Raw genomic sequence first — 20,080 nt, 5'->3', positions numbered from 1 at the left:
TTTGGCCCAAGCCAGTTTGCAAAACACCCAACTACTGAAACAATGCACACCTTTTTTGGACATGGTCGTACGGAGTACAGCGGGTGCAGATCCAGGGTCACTATGAGCTGAAGTTCGAAGCCGTGCGCGAAGCCTTTGCCGCGTTGTTCGATGATCCCCAGGAGCGTGGTGCCGCACTGTGCATCCAGGTGGGGGGCGAAACCGTTATTGACCTGTGGGCCGGCAGTGCCGACAAAGACGGCCAGCAGGCTTGGCACAGCGATACCATCGCCAACCTGTTCTCCTGCACCAAGACGTTCACCGCCGTCACCGCCCTGCAACTGGTCGGCGAGGGTAAGCTGGCCCTCGATGCCCCGGTGACCAACTACTGGCCCGAGTTCGCCCAGGCCGGTAAGCAGTCGGTCACTTTGCGCCAACTGCTCAGCCACCGTGCCGGCTTGCCGGCGATTCGCGAGCTGCTGCCGGCCGAGGCATTGTACGACTGGCAGACCATGGTCGATGCCCTGGCGGCCGAGACACCTTGGTGGACACCCGGCACCGAACACGGCTATGCCGCCATCACCTACGGCTGGCTGATCGGCGAGCTGATTCGCCGCGCCGATGGCCGTGGCCCTGGCGACTCGATCGTGGCCCGCACCGCCCGCCCGTTGGGGTTGGATTTCCACGTTGGCCTGGCAGACGAAGAGTTCCACCGCGTGGCGCATATCGCCCGTGGCAAAGGCAACCCGGGGGATGCCGCAGCGCAGCGCTTGCTACAGGTAACCATGCGTGAGCCAGAGGCGTTGTCGACCCGTGCATTCACCAACCCGCCGGCGATCCTGACCAGTACCAACAAGCCTGAATGGCGTCGTATGCAACAGCCAGCGGCCAATGGCCATGGCAACGCACGCAGCCTGGCGGGCTTCTATGCCGGGCTTCTTGACGGCAGCCTGCTCGAATCTGAACTGCTCGATGAACTGACCCGTGAACACAGCCTGGGTCAGGACCGTACCTTGCTCACCCAAACCCGCTTTGGCCTGGGCTGCATGCTCGACCAGCCCGAGGTGGCCAACGCCACCTTTGGCCTCGGCGCCCGCGCCTTCGGCCACCCCGGTGCCGGTGGTTCGGTCGGTTTTGCCGACCCGGAGCACGATGTGGCCTTCGGTTTCGTGGTCAATACCCTCGGCCCTTATGTGCTGATGGACCCACGCGCGCAAAAGTTGGTACGCGTCCTTGCCAGTTGCCTTTGATCGGGTAATGCGGGTATTGCCCACCCCCTTTGACTATCCTCAATGCCAACGCCTGAAGTGCCTAGGCAAAATATCTTTCTATTTCATGGTGTATCGCTGATGTCTTCACATAAAACCTTAGCACTCGCCCTGTGCCTGACCGCCGTTACCGGCTGCGCCAGCCACTCCCCGGACGGCTCCAAGGAAGGTGGCTCCAACTGGTGGCCTTTCGGTTCGGACAAGGTCGCCGAGCAGGAAGTGAAGGCAGCCGTCACTGAAAACGTGGCCAAGGCTGACGCCAAATCGGAGAGCGCCAGCCGTTGGTGGTGGCCGTTTGGTGGCGATGACAAGCAGGCCAAGGGCCCCGTGGTGCCGAAAATTGACCAGAAGGCCACCCAGGCCTGGCTGGACGAATACGAGCCTAAGCTGCGCGAAGCGATCAAGGACAGCAAGCTGGAGCTTGAGCGCCGCGACAATGTGCTGGCGGTAACCTTGCCGGTTGACAGCTCGTACAACCCTGACCGCCCGAACATGCTGTTGCCCATGACCCTCGGCCCGATCACCCGCGTGGCCAAGACCGTCGAAGGTGACCCCAAGACTGCCGTGCTGGTACTGGGCCATGCCGACAGCAGCGGTGCTGCCGCTGCCAACCAGAAACTCAGCCTGGAGCGCGCCGCTTCGGTATCGGCCATCTTCCGCCTCAGCGGCCTGCAGCGTGACCGCCTGACCCTCAAGGGCATGGGCTCGGTGATGCCGCGTGCGGCCAATGACAGCGCCGAGGGCCGCTCCCTGAACCGCCGCGTGGAAATGCTGCTGACCCCACAAAACACCATGGTCGCACTGTTGGCCAAGTATCAGCAGGCTGCACCGGCACCTGCGCCGACCTCGATGGTGGCGGTACAGGATGCCAAGGCACCTGCTGCCAAGGCCACCGACAACAAGCCGGCTGCCAAGCCTGCGGCGAAGAAGCCCGTGGCCAAGGCCAAAGCACCTGTGAAGGCAACAGCCAAGAAGAAAGCGGCGCCGGCCAAGCCTGTTGCCAAGAAAGCTACCGCCGATAAAAAAGTAGCTGCCAATAGCCCTGCGAAGACCAACTGATCGTCAAGGAACGCAGCAATGACCCAATCCCTGGCCGATATGCGCCGCGACTACACCCGTGATGGCCTGGCTGAAGCCCAGGCGCCGGGGGAGCCGTTCGTCCTGTTCCACCAGTGGTTCGCCGATGCGGTGAAAACCGAGCAGGCGCCGGTGGAAGCCAACGCCATGACCCTGGCCACCGTGGACGGCGAAGGCCGCCCGCATTGCCGTGTATTGTTGCTGAAGGGGCTCGACGAGCAGGGCTTCACTTTCTTCACCAATTACGAAAGCGCCAAGGGCCAGCAATTGCAGGCCAACCCTTTTGCAGCCATGACCTTCTTCTGGCCGGCGCTGGAGCGCCAGGTGCGCATCGAAGGGCGGGTGGAGAAGGTCTCGGCGCAGGAGTCGGATGCCTACTATCAGGTGCGCCCGCTGGGCAGCCGCCTGGGGGCCTGGGCCTCGCCGCAGAGCCGGGTGATTGCCGGGCGTGAAGAGCTCGAGGGCCTGGTCAAGGCTACCGAAGCGCGCTTTTCCGACACCCAGCCGCACTGCCCTGAGCATTGGGGGGGCTACCGTTTGTTGCCTGAGCGCATCGAGTTCTGGCAGGGGCGGGCGAGCCGCTTGCATGACCGGTTGAATTACCGGTTCGTGAATGGGCAATGGCAGCGGGAGCGGCTGGCGCCCTGAGGTCCCGGGGCTGCTGCGACACAAGGCCGCTCCCACAGAGGCGATCGCGCTGTACCTGTGGAAGCGGCCTTGTGTCGCGATAGGGCCGCAAAGCGGCCACGACGATCGATCAGGCTACCCCGGATACTCCGCCGCTTCCCGCTCCAACCACCCTGCCAGTTGCTTGCGTCCCACCTTCTCCTGTCGCGCCTGTTTCAACCTTTCCAGCATGAACGCGCGCTTATCAGGATCGGCACCCGCCAGCGACAACGCCAGGTCGCGGTCCATCCAGCGGCGCATGCGCACATACAGCCACCCGTGGAAATACAGCCCCGCAACGGTGGCGACCACGACGATGAAGTAATCCATGGCTATCCTTGGTCTCACTTGAAAGGCCTTCGACACAGCCCGGCAGGCTGTACCCCGGCTGAATGAAAACAATTTTATTACGTTTGTACCGTGACAGCCGTCAATGTGCAGCGTCTAATGAGCACCTGACTTATGGAGACTTTACCCATGCGTAAATCCGCTTTGCTGGTGGCGACCTTTACCACCATGTCGCTGCTGCTGGGAGGCTGTGCCTCGAGCCTGACCGGTGACAGCTACTCCCGTGACGAGGCCCGCCGCGTGCAAACCGTGCGTATGGGCACCATCGAGTCCCTGCGCCCAGTCAAGATCGAGGGTACCAAGACCCCGATCGGCGGTGGTGCTGGTGCCATCGTGGGTGGCGTTGCCGGCAGCGCCGTTGGCGGTGGCCGTGGCAGCATCGTCGCTGCGGTGATCGGTGCTGTTGCCGGTGGCCTGGCAGGCTCCGCTGCCGAAGAAGGCCTGACTCGTACCCAAGGTGTCGAAATTACCGTACGTGAAGACGACGGCAGCATGCGCGCCTATGTGCAGGCCGTGCAGGAGAACGAAATCTTCCGCGTGGGTGACCGCGTGCGCATCATGACCGTTGACGGTACCAGCCGCGTTTCGCACTGACCGTAGCGCAGTAAAACAAAACCCCGACCTGGCTGCTGCCAGTCGGGGTTTTTTCATGCCTCAGCCAAATCAACCAACACGGGGCTTGCGGCTGGCCATGGCAGTGACGGCGTAGCCGATCACTGCGGCGAAGAACGAGCCGGTAAGAATCCCCATGCGGTCCATACCGGCGTATTCGCTACTGCCTGGGGAGAAGGCGAGCGAGCCAACGAACAGGCTCATGGTGAAGCCAATGCCGCAGAGTATCGCCACCCCCAGTATTTGCCCCCAGCCAGCACCAGCAGGTAGCGCGGCGAGGCGCAGCTTCACCGCCAGCCATGTCAGGCCGAAAACACCTACGGTTTTGCCCAGCAACAGGCCGACGGCGATGCCCATCGGCACGGGGTGGGTGAAGCTTTCTACGGTCATGCCAGCTAGCGAGACGCCGGCGTTGGCGAAGGCGAACAGTGGCAGGATGGCATAGGCCACCCAAGGGTGCAGGGCATGTTCCAGGGCCAGCAGCGGTGACGTTTCGGCGTTGCGCGTGCGCAGTGGGATGCACAAGGCCAGGGCGACACCGGCCAGGGTGGCATGCACGCCACTCTTGAGCACGCATACCCAGAGGATCAGGCCAATGACCATGTATGGCCCAAGCTTGACCACGCCAAGCCGGTTCATCGCTATCAGCACCACCAGGCAGGCCGCCGCCAGCAGCAGCGATACGCTCGACAGGGTACCGGAGTAGAACAGGGCGATGACAATGATCGCACCCAGGTCGTCGATTATCGCCAGGGTCATCAGGAACAGCTTCAGTGACACCGGCACGCGCTTGCCCAGCAGCGCCAGCACGCCGAGGGCAAAGGCGATGTCGGTGGCAGTTGGGATCGCCCAGCCGGCCACGGCCGCCGGGTTGTCACGGTTGATGAACCAGTAGATCAGTGCCGGCACCACCATGCCGCCAACGGCAGCAGTGGCAGGCAGGATGACCTGGGATGGCTTGGACAGGTGGCCGTCGACCACCTCGCGCTTGACCTCCAGGCCGATCAGCAGGAAGAACAGGGCCATCAGGCCATCGTTGATCCATAGCAGCAATGGCTTGGCGATGTTTAGCGCGCCGATCTGGACGGCGACGGGCACGTCGAGCAGCCCGCTGTACAGGTAGGACAGTGGCGAGTTGTTGATGATCAGGGCCAGAACGGCGGCGGCGATCAGCAGCAGGCCGCTGGCGGCTTCAAGCTGGAAAAAACGGGTGAACAGGCTACGCACGGGCTATAGGCTCTCCATGAGCAGTTTACGAATGGTACGGGCGTACACCCTAGCCTGTGGCGATATTCTTTAAAACAAAAACTATATTCGTTTTTGTTATATGGTGTTGCTGCCTTGGCTTAGTGAAGCCTAGATGCAGATGGAGGAGGAGGGGGTGAGGGGAGGGCTGGTCTTGGGGCCGGGTTATTCTGAAGTCTGCCAGCGCCCTCTCGCGGGCAAGCCCGTTGCCACAGTGACATCGCTACCCCTGTGGGAGTTGGCTTACCCGCGAAGAGGCCTTGGACGGCCTCAAGCAATCAGAGGCCGAGCATATCCCGTGCTACCGCCTCGGCAATGCGGATGCCATCCACACCCGCGGACAGAATCCCGCCCGCGTAGCCGGCGCCTTCACCCGCCGGGAACAGCCCCTTGAGGTTCAGGCTCTGGTAATCCTCACCCCGGGTAATGCGCAGGGGCGACGAGGTACGCGTTTCGATCCCGGTCAACACCGCGTCATGCAGGTTGTAGCCTTTGATTTGGCGGTCGAATGCCGGCAGTGCCTCACGGATCGCCTCGATGGCGAAGTCCGGCAGGCTCGGCGCCAGATCACCCAAGGTCACGCCCGGCTTGTAGGACGGCTCGACACTGCCCAGTGCGGTCGATGGCCGGCCGGCGACAAAGTCACCCACCAACTGCGCCGGGGCCTGGTAGTTGCTGCCACCCATCACGTAGGCATGGGCCTCCAGGCGTTCCTGCAGCTCGATACCGGCCAGCGGGCCACCCGGGTAGTCGCGCTCGGGGTCGATACCGACGACGATGCCGGAGTTGGCGTTGCGCTCGTTACGCGAGTACTGGCTCATGCCGTTGGTAACGACTCGGCCTGGCTCGCTGGTAGCCGCGACCACGGTGCCGCCTGGGCACATGCAGAAGCTGTATACGGAGCGGCCGTTCTTGGCGTGGTACACCAGCTTGTAGTCGGCGGCACCGAGTTTGGGGTGGCCGGCGTACTTGCCCAGGCGCGCCTTGTCGATCAGCGTTTGCGGGTGCTCGATGCGGAAGCCGACCGAGAATGGCTTGGCTTCCATGTACACGCCTTTGGCGTGCAGCATACGGAAGGTGTCGCGGGCGCTGTGGCCAAGGGCCAGGACCACATGGCGCGAGTGCAGCTGCTCGCCACTCTCCAGTACCACGCCAGTCAACTGGCCATCTTCGACCAGCAGGTCGGTGACCTTCTCCTGGAAGCGCACTTCGGCACCCAGGGCAATCATGTCCTGGCGCATCTGCTCGACCATGCCGGTGAGGCGGAAGGTGCCGATGTGCGGCTTGTTGATGTACAGGATTTCGTCCGGGGCACCGGCCTTGACGAACTCTTCCAGTACCTTGCGGCCGTGGTGCTGCGGGTCCTTGATCTGGCTGTACAGCTTGCCGTCGGAGAAGGTGCCGGCGCCGCCTTCGCCGAACTGCACGTTGGACTCTGGGTTGAGCACGCTCTTGCGCCACAGGCCCCAGGTGTCCTTGGTGCGCTGGCGCACTTCCTTGCCGCGTTCGAGGATGATCGGCTTGAACCCCATCTGTGCCAGCAGCAGGCCGGCAAAGATGCCGCACGGGCCGAAACCGACCACGATCGGGCGCTCCTGCATGTCGGCCGGGGCGTGGCCGACGTACTTGTAGGTCACGTCTGGTGCCACGCTGATGTTGCGATCGTCGGCGAACTTGCTGAGCAGTTCGGCTTCGTTGCTGGCTTCCAGATCGATGGTGTAGATGAACAGCAGTTCGCTGTTCTTCTTGCGCGCATCGTAGCTGCGCTTGAACAGGTTGAAGCTGAGCAATTGCTCGTCGCGGATGCCCAGGCGCTGGACGATGGCTTCACGCAGCGCTTCGTCAGGATGGTCCAGGGGCAGCTTCAGTTCGGTGATTCGTAGCATGGCAGGGTCCAGTATCCCGGCCATGGGCGGCCGGCGGCTTTACACAAACCGCCAAGTATAAGCTGTTCGCCGCCCTGACTGGCAGGATAAAAGTGCCCGGCGATCAGTTGTCGCGTGCGCCACCGTAGTAGCCGCAGCCTTGCAAGGTCTTGCCGTCGATGTGCAGTTCGGCGCGCAGGTGGCGCACGGCGCCGCTCATGCTGTCGACGCAGCGTTGCGGGGCGACCCACAGTTCCACGTGCTGACCGTTGGCTTCGCTGCTCAGGGTCAGGCCGCCGCCGGGCACTTCTTCTTCAAGGAACGGCAGGGGCAGCGGGTCTTTGCCGGGGCGCTCTATGATCATCCCCTTGCCGCTAGCTTTCACCGCCCAGAACGGCTCCTGGCCGTCGGCGCGCAGGGTTAGCTGCTTGAAGTTGGGGTCTTCGCAGGCACGGGCGGAGGGTTCCAGGCGGTACAGGCGACGCACTTCCAGCTGGCCGTCGTTGTTGGCCTGCTTGCTGCCGGTCAGGCGACCACGGACGTCGGCGAACAGCTTGTCATTGGCGTCCTTGGCAAGGTTGGCGGCCTCCTGCAGGATGCCAGTGGCGCCGACATCATTGATCACGAACGTGCGGTTTTCGCTGCATGGCTTGAACAGCAACTGGCCGTTGGCGGCACGTAGTTCGCCCTGCATGCGCGTGGTGCCGATGTTCGGGTCGCTTGGGGCGTTGGCCATGAGCTGGCAGCCGGCGAACAGGGGCAGCAGGGCGGTGAGCAGCAGGGTGGGGGTGAGGCGCATGGGGCGGGCTCCGGGGATCTTTGCCAAAGAGCTGGCCACGTTACGCAGGGTGTGCTGGGATCACAAGTCAGCAGGCATGAAAAAGGGCCCGAAGGCCCTTTCCCGATCAACCCCCAAGGTACGCGTCGCGCACCTTCGGGTCAGTCAACAGCGCTTCGCCTGTCCCTTGCATCACCACCCGGCCGTTCTCCAGCACATACGCCCGGTCGGCGATTTTCAGCGCCTGGTTGGCGTTTTGCTCCACCAGGAACACCGTCACGCCATCGCGGCGCAGCTGTTCGATGATGTCGAAGATCTGCTGGATGATGATCGGTGCCAGGCCCAGCGAAGGTTCGTCGAGCAGCAGCAGCTTGGGCTTGCTCATCAGCGCCCGGCCAATGGCGAGCATTTGCTGCTCGCCACCGGACATGGTGCCGCCACGCTGGATGTAACGTTCCTTCAGGCGCGGGAACAGCTGCAGCACCTTGTCCAGTTGCTCCTGATAATCGCCTTTGTCGGTGAAGAAACCACCCATCGCCAGGTTTTCCTCTACGGTCAGGCGGGCGAACACGCGGCGGCCTTCCGGCACTACGGCGATGCTCTTGCGCATGATGTGCGAGGACGGCTGGCCGACCAGTTCTTCACCCAGGTACTTGATGCTGCCACTGTGCGCCTGCGGCGAGCCGCACAGGGTCATCAGCAACGTCGACTTACCGGCGCCGTTGGCGCCGATCAGGGTGACGATCTCGCCCTGGTTGATTTCCACGTTGACGCTGTGCAGCGCCTGGATCTTGCCGTAGAAGGTGGAAACGTTTTCGAACTTCAGCATTTACGCTTCCCCCAGGTAGGCTTTGATCACATCAGGGTTGTCGCGGATCTCTTCCGGTGTGCCGTGGGCCAGAGGGGTGCCCTGATTGATCACCACGATATGGTCGGAGATGCTCATCACCAGCTTCATGTCGTGCTCGATCAGCAGCACGGTGACGTTGTGCGACTCGCGCAGGTAGGCGATCAATGCCTTGAGGTCTTCGGTTTCCTTCGGGTTCAGGCCCGCGGCCGGTTCGTCGAGCATGATGATGCGTGGCTGGGTCATCATGCAGCGGGCGATTTCCAGGCGGCGCTGCTGGCCGTAGGCGAGGGTGCCGGCGGTACGGTTGGCGAACTCGGTCAGGTTGACCTTTTCCAGCCAGTACTGCGCGCGTTCCATGGCCTCCTTTTCGCTGCGGCGGAAGCCCGGGGTCTTGAACAAGCCAGCGAAAAAGTTGGTGTTGAGGTGGCGGTGCTGGGCGATCAGCAGGTTTTCCAGCGCGGTCATTTCCTTGAACAGGCGCACGTTCTGGAAGGTCCGCACCACACCCTTGCGGGCGATCTGGTGGCCGGCCAGGCCCTGGATCGGCTGGCCATCGAGCAGGATGGTGCCGCCGCTGGGCTTGTAGAAACCGGTCAGGCAGTTGAACACGGTGGTCTTGCCGGCGCCGTTGGGGCCGATCAACGCCACCACCTGTTTTTCCTTGACGGTCAGGCCCACGCCGTTGACCGCCAACAAGCCGCCGAAGCGCATGCTCAGGCCGCTGACTTGCAGAATTTCGCGGCTCATCGACGCAGCTCCATGTGTGGACGTTGCATAGGCAGCAGGCCTTGCGGACGCCAGATCATCATCAACACCATCAGCGCACCGAACATCAGCATCCGGTATTCGCTGAACTCACGCATCAGCTCGGGCAGCAGGATCATCACGATGGCCGCGAGAATCACGCCCAGTTGTGAGCCCATGCCGCCAAGCACGACGATGGCGAGGATGATCGCCGACTCGATGAAGGTGAACGACTCCGGCGTCACCAGGCCTTGGCGCGCGGCGAAGAAGCTACCGGCGAAACCGGCGAAGCAGGCACCCAGGGTGAACGCCGAGAGTTTGATCACGGTCGGGTTGAGGCCCAGTGCGCGGCAGGCGATCTCGTCTTCGCGCAGGGCTTCCCAGGCGCGGCCGATCGGCATGCGCAGCAGGCGGTTGATGACGAACAGCGCCAGCAGCGCCAGCAGCAGGGCCACCAGGTAGAGGAAGATGACCTTGTTGATCGAGTTGTATTCCAGGCCGAAGAACTCGTGGAAGGTCTGCATGCCCTCGGCGGCGCGGCGTTCGAAGGTCAGGCCGAAGAACTCCGGCTTGGGGATGTTGCTGATGCCGTTGGGGCCGCCGGTCCAGTCGGTGAGGTTACGCAGGAACAGGCGGATGATCTCGCCGAAGCCGAGGGTCACGATCGCCAGGTAGTCACCCCGCAGGCGCAGTACCGGGAAGCCGAGCAGGAAGCCGAAGGTGGCGGCCATCAGGCCGGCAATCGGCAGGCACACCCAGAAGCTCCAGCCCAGGTAGTGCGAGAGCATGGCGTAGCTGTAGGCGCCGACGGCGTAGAAGCCGACATAGCCAAGGTCGAGCAGGCCCGCCAGGCCGACCACGATGTTCAGGCCAAGGCCCAGCAACACGTAGATCAGGATCAGCGTGGCAATGTCGACCGCACCGCGCGAGCCGAAGAACGGCCACACCAGTGCCGCCACGATCAACCCGATGATCACATAGCGCTGGGTCTTGGGCAGGGTCAGGTAGTTGCTGACGGCCGGCGGGATCAGCTTGCGATCCGAACGGCGGCCCATCACCGAGCTCCACTGCTTGTCGAACAGCACACGCAGGAACATCAGCACCGAACACACGGCGATGATGCTGATGGTGAACGAGCCCTGGCTGTGCACGGCCAGGCTGATGCCGTCGATGCTCAGTTTCAGGCCCAGTACCGGGAAGGCCACGGCCCATACCAGCAAGGCGCTGAAGAACGCCTGTTTGAGATTTTTGTTCATACTTTTTCAACCTCCGGGCGGCCCAGAATGCCGGTCGGCCGGAACAGCAAGACAAGAACCAACAAGCCGAATGCCACCACGTCCTTGTACTGGTCGCCGAAGATGTCGGCGCCAAAGGCTTCCGCTACACCCAGCACCAGCCCGCCGAGCATGGCGCCCGGAATGCTGCCGATGCCACCCAGCACCGCCGCAGTGAAGGCCTTCAGGCCCACCAGGAAACCGGCGTTGGGGTTGATCACCCCGTACTGCATGCTCAGCAGCACGGCTGCCACGGCTGCCAGGGCGGCACCGATGACGAAGGTGAGGGCGATGATGTTGTTGGTGTTGATGCCCAGCAGGTTGGCCATCTTGATGTCTTCGGCGCAGGCGCGGCAGGCGCGGCCCAGGCGGGAGCGGGAGATGAACAGGGTGAGCAGGGTCATGGCCACCAGGGTGACCACGAACACCAGGACTTGCATGTAGCTGATCAGTACTTCTTCAGCACCGCCTGGCCCGAAGGAGAAGCTGCCGGGGATCAGGTTGGGGATGGATTTGTCCTTGGAGTCTTGCGACAGCAAGACGGTGTTCTGCAGGAAGATCGACATGCCGATGGCGGAAATCAGCGGAATCAACCGGTTGCTGTTGCGCAGAGGGCGATAGGCAACCCGTTCGATACTGTAGCCATAGGCACTGGTGACGAAGATCGTCGCGACAAAGGCGACGGTCATCAGGATCGGCAGCGAATGGATGCCCATCATGGCCAGGCCCGCCAGGGCGATGAAGGCCACGTAGGAACCGATCATGTACACCTCGCCATGGGCGAAGTTGATCATGCCAATGATGCCGTACACCATCGTGTAGCCGATGGCGATCAAGGCATAGGTGCTGCCGATGGTCAATCCATTAACCAGTTGTTGGAAGAAATGGTAGATCTCAGGCATTACAGCGCTCCTAAAAACCTGATTTGCATTTCGCTGGCGGGGGTAGGCCAGGAAACCGCGGGTGACGGTTTTAAGATTTTCAGGTGAGCCCGCCCCCGGATCGCGGGGATCGGGCCCATGAACCTCGTAAAACAAAGCCCACTGCTCGCACAGTGGGCTTCTACGGTCAGCTATTTAGTCACGCAGTTACTGAGGGGAGACTTCGGTCTTCGGCTTGCCGAAGTGCCATTCGTAGACCACGAACTTGAAGTCTTTCAGATCGCCTTTCTCGTCATACGACAGGGTGCCGGTAGGGGTCTTGAACGAGCCGGCGTGGATGGCAGCAGCCACCTTGTCGGTGTCTTCGGACTTGGCGGCCTTGATGCCTTGGGCGATCAGCTCGACAGCCGAGTAGGCCGGGAATACGAACGGGCCGCTTGGGTCCTTGCCGTCAGCCTTGATGGCGTCGACGATCTTCTTGTTCTCAGGGTCGGCGTCGAACGACTTCGGCAGGGTGACCAGCAGGCCTTCGGAGGCGTTCTGGGCGATCTGCGAAATGGAGTCGTTACCCACGCCCTCTGGGCCCATGAACTTGGCTTTCAGGCCTTTTTCCTGGGCCTGGCGCAGGATCAGGCCCAGCTCTGGGTGGTAGCCGCCGTAGTAGACGAAGTCGACGTTGTTCTGCTTGAGCTTCTGGATGATCGAGGAGAAGTCTTTGTCGCCGGCGTTCAGGCCTTCGAAGACGGCAACCTTGGTGCCTTTGGCTTCGAGGGTTTGCTTGACCGCGGTGGCAATGCCTTCACCGTACTGCTGCTTGTCGTGCAGTACCGCAACCACTTTCGGCTTGACGTGGTCGGCGATGTAGTTGCCGGCGGCTGGGCCCTGGGCGCTGTCCAGGCCGATGGTACGGAAGATCAGCTTGTAGCCACGGGCGGTGATTTCCGGCGAGGTGGCGGCCGGGGTGATCATGATCACGCCTTCGTCTTCGTAGATGTCGGACGCTGGCTGGGTGGAGCTGGAGCACAGGTGACCGATGACGAACTTGACGCCGTCGTTGACCACTTTGTTGGCGACTGCCACGGCCTGTTTAGGGTCGCAGGCGTCGTCGTATTCCTTGGCTTCGAGCATCTTGCCATCGACGCCGCCCGCGGCGTTGATATCCTTGATGGCTTGCTTGGCGCCGATGAACTGCATGTCGCCGTACTGGGTCACAGGACCCGTTTTAGGACCGGCGATGCCGATCTTGATGGTATCGGCGGCAAACGAATGGCTGGCTACCCCGGCCAGAACCATTGCGGCGAACAGCTTGGAAATCTTGATCATAGTGCTCCACTCATTCTGTTGTAATTCTTATAGTCCTGGCGGCCAGGGCTACAGACCGGGCGGGATTTGCGGCGTGGCTGTGCCAACGCGCAAGCCCACCTTCCCCCGGAACATGTCCCGGAACTGTACCGGTACAGTGTAGAGCGCTGTTCGAGCGCTTGAAAAGCGGTCGAAAAGTGCCTGCTTCCTGGGTTGTCGCTTGATCGACAGAAAGATACAGAAAGGCGCCATCAAACTGCCTGCATCTGTGACCCCGCCCCACAACTTCGGGGTCAATCGACCAAATTACATATTTGAAACCGGGTTTTTCTGCAAAAATGCCGGCCTTTTTTAATTGGCGATTTTTGCGGATACCACCCATGACTGATCAAACAAGCACCCTCTATGCCAAATTGCTTGGCGAGACGGCAATCATCGAGTGGAAAGCACTGGAACGTTTCTGGGCCAAGGGTGACCTGATTTGGGTCGACCCCAGCCTGGACCTGATCACCGTTGCCGAAGCGATGGCCGAGAATCGCAGCGAGATCTTCGCCAAGTGGCGTAGTGATGGCACCGTTGGGCCGGTCTCGGCCGAGCAGGCACTGGACCTGCAAAGCCGCGATCCAGAGATCTGGGCGGTGGTGGTTTCGCCGTTCATCGTGATCCAGGTGAAGCACACGGAAGAGGCGTGATCTTTTTTGGTGCGCAAAAATACGCAGCAGCCCCGTTTTGGTGCTTGAAGCCGTGCAAGGCGGGTAGAGGTAAGTAACAATTCGGCGTGGCGGTAACAGTTTACGGGATGCGTAATGGGGCTGCCTTGCGGCCTGGATTGATATCGAATTTGTCTGGAGACGTTGATGAGCTCACAACTACCTTCGCTTGGATTCGCCGGCATCGGCCTGATGGGCCTGCCCATGTGCCGTCGTCTGTTGGCAGCGGGATATCCGCTGACGGTATGGAACCGTAGCCCAGACAAGTGTGCCGCCCTGGTCGCTGCCGGCGCGCGCCTGGCCAGCAGCCCGGCCCAATTGTGCCGCGACAGCGACATGGTGCTGCTGTGCCTGGCCGACACAGCAGTGGTGCGCGAGGTGGTGTTCGGCGAGCAAGGCATTGCCCAGGGCGGGCGCAGCGGCCAGTTGCTGATCGATTTCTCCAGCCTGGAACCAACCGCCACCCGTGAAATGGCAGCCGAACTGGCAGCACTGTGTGGCATGGCGTGGTTGGATGCGCCGGTATCTGGCGGTACGCCAGGTGCTGAAGCAGGCACACTGGCCATCATGGTCGGTGGTGAGGTGGCCGACTTGCAGCGTGCACACCCGGTGCTGCAGGTGCTTGGCCAGCGCGTGACGCACATGGGGGCGGTAGGCGCGGGCCAGGTGACCAAGGCCTGCAACCAGATGATCGTAGCCTGCAATGCCCTGGTGATTGCCGAAGTAGTGGCATTGGCCGAGCAGTCGGGCGTAGACGCGACACTGATTGCCGAAGCGCTGGCCGGTGGCTTTGCCGATTCCAAGCCGTTGCAGATCCTGGCGCCGCAGATGGCCGAGAGCCGCTTCGAGCCGATCAAGTGGCATGTACGCACGCTGCTCAAGGACCTGGATGGCGCGGTCAAGTTCTCCCGTGAGCAAGGCTCGGCGACGCCGCTCAGCGGCCTCGCCGCGCAATTGATGCGCCTGCACGGTAGCCAGGGTTACCTGCAAAAAGACCCGGCGACCCTGGTGGAGCTGTACCGCAACAAGGCGTGAGTACGCCGTTCTGGCGCTGTAGCCGCTCCAGCAGCGGCCGCAGCTCTGCCAGCGGCACGGGGCGCCCCAGCAGGTAGCCCTGCAGGTAGTCGCAACCGTGGCTTTCCAGGAAGGCCTGTTGTTCGGCGGTTTCCACGCCCTCGCTGACGACCTGCAAGTGCAGGGTATGCGCCATGACGATGATCGCCTGGACGATTTCGCGGTCTTTCTGGCTGCCCGGCACATCCTGCAGGAAGGTGCGGTCGATTTTCAGCACGTCCAGTGGCAGGCGCTTGAGGTAGGCCAGTGACGAGTAGCCAGTGCCAAAGTCATCGATCGACAGCGCCACGCCCAGGGCGCGCACGCGCTTGAGCAGGCTGACCGTACGCTGGATATCGCCCATCAGTGCGTTCTCGGTCACCTCCAGCTCAAGTTGGCGCGGCGCCAGGGCGGCATGGAACAGCGCCTTTTCAACTTCGTTGGGCAGTTCGTCGTGGCTGAGGGTGACTGCCGAGCAGTTGACCGTGACCTTGAGTTCGCCGTAGCCGTGGCGCTGCAAGTAGGCCAGGTCGGCGCAGGCGTGGCGCAGTACCCACAGGTCGAGGTCGATGATCAGGCCGTTGGCTTCGGCAATGCCGATGAAACGGTCGGGCCCCAGCAGGCCGTGTTGCGGGTGCTGCCAGCGCAGCAGCGCTTCCAGTTTGGCCACTTGCCCGCTGCGCAGGTCGAAGATGGGCTGGTAGTGCACGCACAACCCGCGCTCTTCCAGCAGGGCCAGTCTCAGCTCTTCTTCCAGTTGCAGTGCAATCGAAGCCCTGGCCTTCAGGCTGTCGTTGAAGAAGTTCAGGCTGTTGCGGCCGTTGTCCTTGGATTGATAGAGGGCCAGGTCGGCATGCTTGAGCAACTCTTCGGCTGTGCTGCCGTCGTCCGGGAAGATGCTCACGCCAATGCTGGTGGTCATGACCATGCGCCGGCCGCCCAGGTCGATGGGGTCTTTCATTCGTTGCATGATGCGCTGGGCCAGGTGACGGGCTTCGTCGCGGCTGTTGAGGCTGGTGACCACACAGAACTCGTCGCCACCCAAGCGCGCAACCAGGTCTTGGCTGCGGGTAGCGGCCTTGATGTGGTTGGCGATCACCTTGAGCAGCTCGTCACCGGCGTCGTGGCCGAGGCTGTCGTTGATGCGCTTGAAATGGTCGATGTCGAGGAACATCACCGCCAGGCGGTTTTCGTTGGCCTGGTGTTCGACCAGGCGTTCGGCGAACACCTGGTTGAAACCACGGCGATTGACCAGGTTGGTCAGGGCATCGTAATGCGCGGCCTGCTGCAGTGACGCGCGGGCTTGGTCCAGTTGGCTGAGCAGCACGCTGACCCGACGCAGATCGTGCTCTTTGCTCTGCAGCTTCTTGTCGGCCAGCGCGGCGCTGATGCTGGCGCCACTGATCAGCAGGGTGATGAAGCCAATGCCCAGCGCCAGTTGCAGGCTGTTGTCGCCAGACGGCAGACGCAGTGCGGTATCGGCCGGGATGACCAGGGTCATGGCCGACATCGCGGTGAAATGGGTGGTAACGATACCGCCTGCCAGCAGCAGGCTGGCGCCGTACTTCATGGCCTGGTACAGGGTGCCGCTGCCATTGCGCAAATAGCGAGCCAGGCACAACGCGGCCAGGCTCGTGAGCAGGGCGATGGCGGCAGAGGTCAGCAGCAGGCCGGTCTGGTAGTACTGGACGGCGCCGGTTTCCATTGCGGCCATGCCGACAAAATGCATCAGGATGATGCCCAGGCCAATCAGCGCAGCGCTAAGCACAAAGTGATACGCGCGCATCTGGCTGCGTTCGAGGCTGTGCATGGCCAGCCAGGCGACACCCAGGGCAATGAGCAGCGAGAGGATGGTCAGCGAGACGTCATAGTGCACTTCCACCGGGGCCTGGAAGGCCAGCATGCTGATGAAGTGCATGGCCCAGATGCCGCCGGCCAGGCAGCAGGCGCCGAGCATGTTCCATTGCCGGTGTGCGGTGGGGTCGTCGCTGTGTGACTGGCGTTCGGCCATGTCGAGGGTAGCGAAGCAGGACGCGCTGGCGACGAAGTAGGCGAGTAGAACCAGTAACGGTTCATGCCGGCAATCGATGACGATGCGCCCGGTTGCCGGAAGATCAGCGAACAGTTGCAGCCCCAGCCATTCCATGGAATGCCTCTTGATCGAGTTTTCACTCGTCTGCGCAACCACCCTGTGCAGACTGTCCAGAGGCAGTATAGGAAGGAGTATTTAAGCCTTCCTGACTAATGGCACATTGATTTGTACGATTTGGTTATCGGATTAATCGCCAGAGGGCATAGAAACGAAGGGGATGTGGCTGTAGGAGCCTTGTGCTGCAAAGGGGCCGGATGCCTCGCAACAATGTGCAAGGCAAATGACCCTTTCGCAGCAAAGGCTGCTCCTACAGAACGCTGGTCAGGCCACCAAGGTGTCAGCCAGCCACCAGCACGCGAATGGCTTCCAGGCGCAGGGCGGCTTTCTCCAGCATTGCCAGGCCATCTTCGCGTTGCTTGCGCAGGGCGTCGATTTCGCTGTCACGCACACTTGGGTTGACCGCTTGCAGGGCTACGAGGCGGGCCAACTCTTCGTCTGCCTCCGCCGCCAAACGGCGCTGGGCTTCGGCAACGCGCTCGACGTGGATGGGCAGGATCTTCTCCTCGCCGCCACTGATGCGCTTGGCCAGTACATCGCGTTGGGCCTGGACGAACTTGTTGGCGCTGGCGCGTGGCACGCTTTCGAGCTGGTCGTTGAGGGTTTCGAAGGCCACGCGCGATGCCAGGTCGTTGCCGTTGGCGTCGAGCAGGCAGCGCAATGCCGCCGGCGGCAGGTAGCGGCCCAGTTGCAGGCTGCGCGGTGCCACCACTTCACTGACGAACAGCAATTCCAGCAGCACGGTGCCCGGTTTGAGCGCCTTGTTCTTGATCAGCGCCACGGCGGTGTTGCCCATCGAGCCGGACAGCACCAGGTCCATGCCGCCCTGCACCATAGGGTGTTCCCAGGTAAGGAACTGCATATCCTCGCGCGACAGCGCCTGGGCGCGGTCGTAGGTAATGGTCACACCTTCGTCGTCGCCCAGCGGGAAGCTGGCATCGAGCATCTTCTCGCTTGGTTTGAGGATCAGTGCGTTCTCGGAATGGTCTTCACTGTCGATGCCGAAGGCGTCGAACAGGGTTTCCATGTAGATCGGCAGGGCGAATTGGTCGTCCTGTTCGAGAATGTCCTCGACAAGCGCCTGGCCTTCGCCGGCACCGCCGGAGTTGAGCTCCAGCAGACGGTCACGCCCTGTGTGCAGTTCGGCTTCCAGGCGCTCGCGCTCGCCGCGGGCATCGGCCACCAGGGCATCCCAGGCCTTGCTTTCGCCACCCTCGAGCAGCGGCAGCAGGCGTGGGCCGAACTGGTGCTGCAGGGCGTTGCCGGTGGGGCAGGTGTTGAGGAAGGCGTTGAGACCTTCGTGGTACCACTGGAACAGACGCTCTTGCGGGCTGTCCTGCAGATACGGGATGTGCAACTGGATGGTGTGCTTCTGGCCGATCCGGTCAAGGCGGCCAATGCGCTGTTCGAGCAGGTCGGGGTGCGCCGGCAGGTCGAACATCACCAGGTGGTGAGCGAACTGGAAGTTGCGGCCTTCGCTGCCGATTTCGGAGCAGATCAGCACCTGGGCGCCAAACTCTTCATCGGCGAAGTAGGCAGCGGCGCGGTCGCGCTCGAGGATGCTCATGCCTTCGTGGAACACCGAGGCCGGGATGCCGGAGCGCACGCGCAGGGCGTCTTCCAGGTCCATGGCGGTTTCGGCGTGGGCGCAGATCACCAGCACCTTGGTGCGCTTGAGCATCTTCAGGGTGTCGATCAGCCAATCCACGCGCGGGTCGAAACGCCACCAGCGCTCGTCGTCGGCCGCTTCCCCTTGGGCTTGGAAGGCGACTTCCGGGTACAGCTCGGCGTGCTCGCCGGCTGGCAGGTCGCGGTACTGCTCGGGTGTGGCCAGCGGGTAGGGGTGCAACTGGCGCTCGGGGAAGCCCTGAATCGCCGCACGGGTGTTACGGAACAGCACGCGGCCGGTGCCGTGGCGATCCAGCAGCTCGCGGATCAGACGCGCGCTGGCCTGGGTGTCGCCATCGTTGACCGCGGCCAGCAGGGCTTCGCCTTCGGCACCCAGGAAGCCCTGGATGGTGGCGTGGGCCTTGGGCGACAGGCGGCCTTCGTCGAGCAGTTCCTGTACCGCCTCGGCGACCGGGCGATAGTGCTCGCTCTCGGCGCGGAAGGCCGCCAGGTCGTGGAAACGGTTAGGGTCGAGCAGGCGCAGGCGGGCGAAGTGGCTGTCCTGGCCAAGCTGCTCGGGGGTGGCGGTGAGCAGCAGCACGCCCGGGATCACCTGGGCCAGTTGCTCGACCAGGCTGTATTCGGTGCTGGCCTGGTCTTCGTGCCAGACCAGGTGGTGAGCTTCGTCGACGACCATCAGGTCCCAGCCAGCGGCAAACAGCGCGTCCTGGGCTTTTTCGTCGTCGACCAGCCACTCCAACGCAACCAGCGCCAGCTGGGCGTCCTCGAACGGGTTGCTGGCGTCGCTTTCGATGAAGCGTTCGGCGTCGAACAGGGCTACCTGAAGGTTGAAGCGCCGGCGCATTTCCACCAGCCACTGGTGCTGGAGGTTTTCTGGCACCAGGATCAGTACGCGGTTGGCACGGCCAGACAGCAGCTGGCGGTGAATGACCAGGCCGGCCTCGATGGTTTTGCCCAGGCCCACTTCGTCGGCCAGCAAAACGCGCGGAGCGCTGCGGTCGGCGACTTCACGGGCGATGTGCAACTGGTGGGCGATGGGTTGTGCGCGGCAGCCGCCCAGGCCCCACAGCGCCGACTGCATCTGTTTGCTGGTGTGCTGCAGGGTGTTGTAGCGCAGGCTGAACCACGACAGCGGGTCGATCTGCCCGGCGAACAGGCGGTCGCTGGCCAGGCGGAACTGGATGAAGTTCGACAGCTGAGTTTCTGGCAGGGTACGCGGCTGGTTTTGCCCGTCCAGGCCGTGGTAGACCATCAGCCCGTCGATGTCCTCGACCTCGCGGACGGTTAGCTTCCAGCCTTCGAAGTGGGTGATCTGGTCACCTGGCGAGAAGCGCACGCGGGTCAGCGGCGCATTGCGCAGGGAATACTGGCGGGTGTCGCCAGTGGCCGGGTAGAGCACGGTCAACAGGCGGCCATCCTGCGCCAGGATGGTACCCAGGCCGAGCTCTGCTTCGCTGTCGCTGATCCAGCGTTGCCCCGGTTGATACTGCTGCGCCATACTGCCTGAACTCCCGCGATGAAAAAGCCGATTATGTTAACGGATCGGCCGGTCAGACCAAAGTGCGAACGCACCGAAAGGTGCCGAACGACAACAGGAAGTAAGTCAGTCTAGCCGTTTCATCGTCTCGCACCGTGCAGCCGACGAGGGCC

At 62.6% G+C, this 20,080-nt stretch carries 17 protein-coding genes; 6 read left to right on the top strand and 11 right to left on the bottom strand.

Features of this window, described 5'->3' with window-relative positions; translation table 11 throughout:
* Window positions 1-83 precede the first annotated feature (83 nt).
* The 3 genes from ACNQP3_RS22805 (at window position 84) to pdxH (ending at window position 2,972) form a co-directional block, all read left to right on the top strand.
* Window positions 84-1,229: an EstA family serine hydrolase gene (locus tag ACNQP3_RS22805; RefSeq protein ID WP_012273847.1), complete on the top strand. Its 1,146-nt coding sequence runs from the start codon at window positions 84-86 to the stop codon at window positions 1,227-1,229.
* A 99-nt stretch (window positions 1,230-1,328) separates the two neighbouring features.
* Window positions 1,329-2,306 (top strand): OmpA family protein, encoded by a 978-nt coding sequence (locus ACNQP3_RS22800; RefSeq protein WP_012273846.1) that lies wholly within the window; start codon window positions 1,329-1,331, stop codon window positions 2,304-2,306.
* An 18-nt stretch (window positions 2,307-2,324) separates the two neighbouring features.
* Window positions 2,325-2,972, top strand: coding sequence for a pyridoxamine 5'-phosphate oxidase (pdxH, locus tag ACNQP3_RS22795; protein WP_012273845.1), 648 nt, complete (start codon window positions 2,325-2,327; stop codon window positions 2,970-2,972).
* Between the two features lie 114 nt (window positions 2,973-3,086).
* Here the strand turns inward: pdxH and ACNQP3_RS22790 are convergent, their stop codons facing one another.
* Window positions 3,087-3,320: a hypothetical protein gene (locus ACNQP3_RS22790; protein WP_264316488.1), complete on the bottom strand. Its 234-nt coding sequence runs from the start codon at window positions 3,318-3,320 to the stop codon at window positions 3,087-3,089.
* A gap of 147 nt (window positions 3,321-3,467) precedes the next feature.
* On the opposite strand from ACNQP3_RS22790, the gene ACNQP3_RS22785 reads away from it, so the two are divergent.
* Window positions 3,468-3,932, top strand: a complete 465-nt coding sequence (locus tag ACNQP3_RS22785; protein ID WP_009684613.1) for a glycine zipper 2TM domain-containing protein — start codon at window positions 3,468-3,470, stop codon at window positions 3,930-3,932.
* 69 nt (window positions 3,933-4,001) lie between these two features.
* On the opposite strand, the gene nhaA is transcribed toward ACNQP3_RS22785, so the two are convergent.
* The 8 genes from nhaA to ACNQP3_RS22745 form a co-directional block, all read right to left on the bottom strand.
* The gene (gene nhaA / locus ACNQP3_RS22780; protein ID WP_012273843.1) at window positions 4,002-5,177 is read right to left on the bottom strand and encodes a Na+/H+ antiporter NhaA; all 1,176 of its coding nucleotides are present in this window, start codon (window positions 5,175-5,177) and stop codon (window positions 4,002-4,004) included.
* 296 nt (window positions 5,178-5,473) lie between these two features.
* Window positions 5,474-7,081, bottom strand: a complete 1,608-nt coding sequence (locus ACNQP3_RS22775; protein ID WP_060493570.1) for an NAD(P)/FAD-dependent oxidoreductase — start codon at window positions 7,079-7,081, stop codon at window positions 5,474-5,476.
* Window positions 7,082-7,184: 103 nt separating this feature from the next.
* On the bottom strand, window positions 7,185-7,859 hold the full coding sequence (locus ACNQP3_RS22770) for a COG3650 family protein (RefSeq protein WP_012273841.1): 675 nt from the start codon (window positions 7,857-7,859) through the stop codon (window positions 7,185-7,187).
* A gap of 106 nt (window positions 7,860-7,965) precedes the next feature.
* Window positions 7,966-8,667: an ABC transporter ATP-binding protein gene (locus ACNQP3_RS22765; RefSeq protein WP_003254879.1), complete on the bottom strand. Its 702-nt coding sequence runs from the start codon at window positions 8,665-8,667 to the stop codon at window positions 7,966-7,968.
* Complete coding sequence (livG, locus tag ACNQP3_RS22760) at window positions 8,668-9,435, bottom strand: high-affinity branched-chain amino acid ABC transporter ATP-binding protein LivG (RefSeq protein ID WP_012273840.1); 768 nt, start codon at window positions 9,433-9,435, stop codon at window positions 8,668-8,670.
* Window positions 9,432-10,688 carry a high-affinity branched-chain amino acid ABC transporter permease LivM gene (locus tag ACNQP3_RS22755; protein WP_012273839.1) on the bottom strand — a complete coding sequence of 419 codons (1,257 nt, stop codon included), beginning with the start codon at window positions 10,686-10,688 and terminating at the stop codon, window positions 9,432-9,434. Before ACNQP3_RS22755 ends, livG begins: the two co-directional genes overlap by 4 nt.
* Window positions 10,685-11,608 (bottom strand): high-affinity branched-chain amino acid ABC transporter permease LivH, encoded by a 924-nt coding sequence (gene livH / locus ACNQP3_RS22750; RefSeq protein ID WP_003254876.1) that lies wholly within the window; start codon window positions 11,606-11,608, stop codon window positions 10,685-10,687. The genes ACNQP3_RS22755 and livH overlap by 4 nt, the downstream gene beginning before the upstream one ends.
* 186 nt (window positions 11,609-11,794) lie before the next feature.
* Complete coding sequence (locus ACNQP3_RS22745; protein ID WP_012273838.1) at window positions 11,795-12,910, bottom strand: branched-chain amino acid ABC transporter substrate-binding protein; 1,116 nt, start codon at window positions 12,908-12,910, stop codon at window positions 11,795-11,797.
* Between the two features lie 359 nt (window positions 12,911-13,269).
* Between ACNQP3_RS22745 and ACNQP3_RS22740 the strand changes: the two genes are divergently transcribed.
* Together ACNQP3_RS22740 and ACNQP3_RS22735 are read left to right on the top strand one after the other, a co-directional pair.
* Window positions 13,270-13,581: a DUF2288 domain-containing protein gene (locus tag ACNQP3_RS22740; RefSeq protein ID WP_012273837.1), complete on the top strand. Its 312-nt coding sequence runs from the start codon at window positions 13,270-13,272 to the stop codon at window positions 13,579-13,581.
* Between the two features lie 165 nt (window positions 13,582-13,746).
* Window positions 13,747-14,634: an NAD(P)-dependent oxidoreductase gene (locus ACNQP3_RS22735; RefSeq protein WP_012273836.1), complete on the top strand. Its 888-nt coding sequence runs from the start codon at window positions 13,747-13,749 to the stop codon at window positions 14,632-14,634.
* Here the strand turns inward: ACNQP3_RS22735 and ACNQP3_RS22730 are convergent.
* Together ACNQP3_RS22730 and rapA are read right to left on the bottom strand one after the other, a co-directional pair.
* Entirely contained in the window at window positions 14,534-16,798 is a 2,265-nt protein-coding gene (locus ACNQP3_RS22730) for a putative bifunctional diguanylate cyclase/phosphodiesterase (protein WP_060515708.1), read from the bottom strand. The genes ACNQP3_RS22735 and ACNQP3_RS22730 overlap by 101 nt on opposite strands.
* 283 nt (window positions 16,799-17,081) lie before the next feature.
* Window positions 17,082-19,928 carry an RNA polymerase-associated protein RapA gene (gene rapA, locus ACNQP3_RS22725; protein WP_012273834.1) on the bottom strand — a complete coding sequence of 949 codons (2,847 nt, stop codon included), beginning with the start codon at window positions 19,926-19,928 and terminating at the stop codon, window positions 17,082-17,084.
* Window positions 19,929-20,080 lie beyond the last annotated feature (152 nt).

It is taken from the genome of Pseudomonas sp. LFS074 (assembly GCF_047978165.1).
Lineage (GTDB): Bacteria > Pseudomonadota > Gammaproteobacteria > Pseudomonadales > Pseudomonadaceae > Aquipseudomonas > Aquipseudomonas putida_P.
The sequence above is the reverse complement of the archived record's forward strand: the minus strand, read 5'-3'. Positions and strand labels throughout refer to the sequence as shown.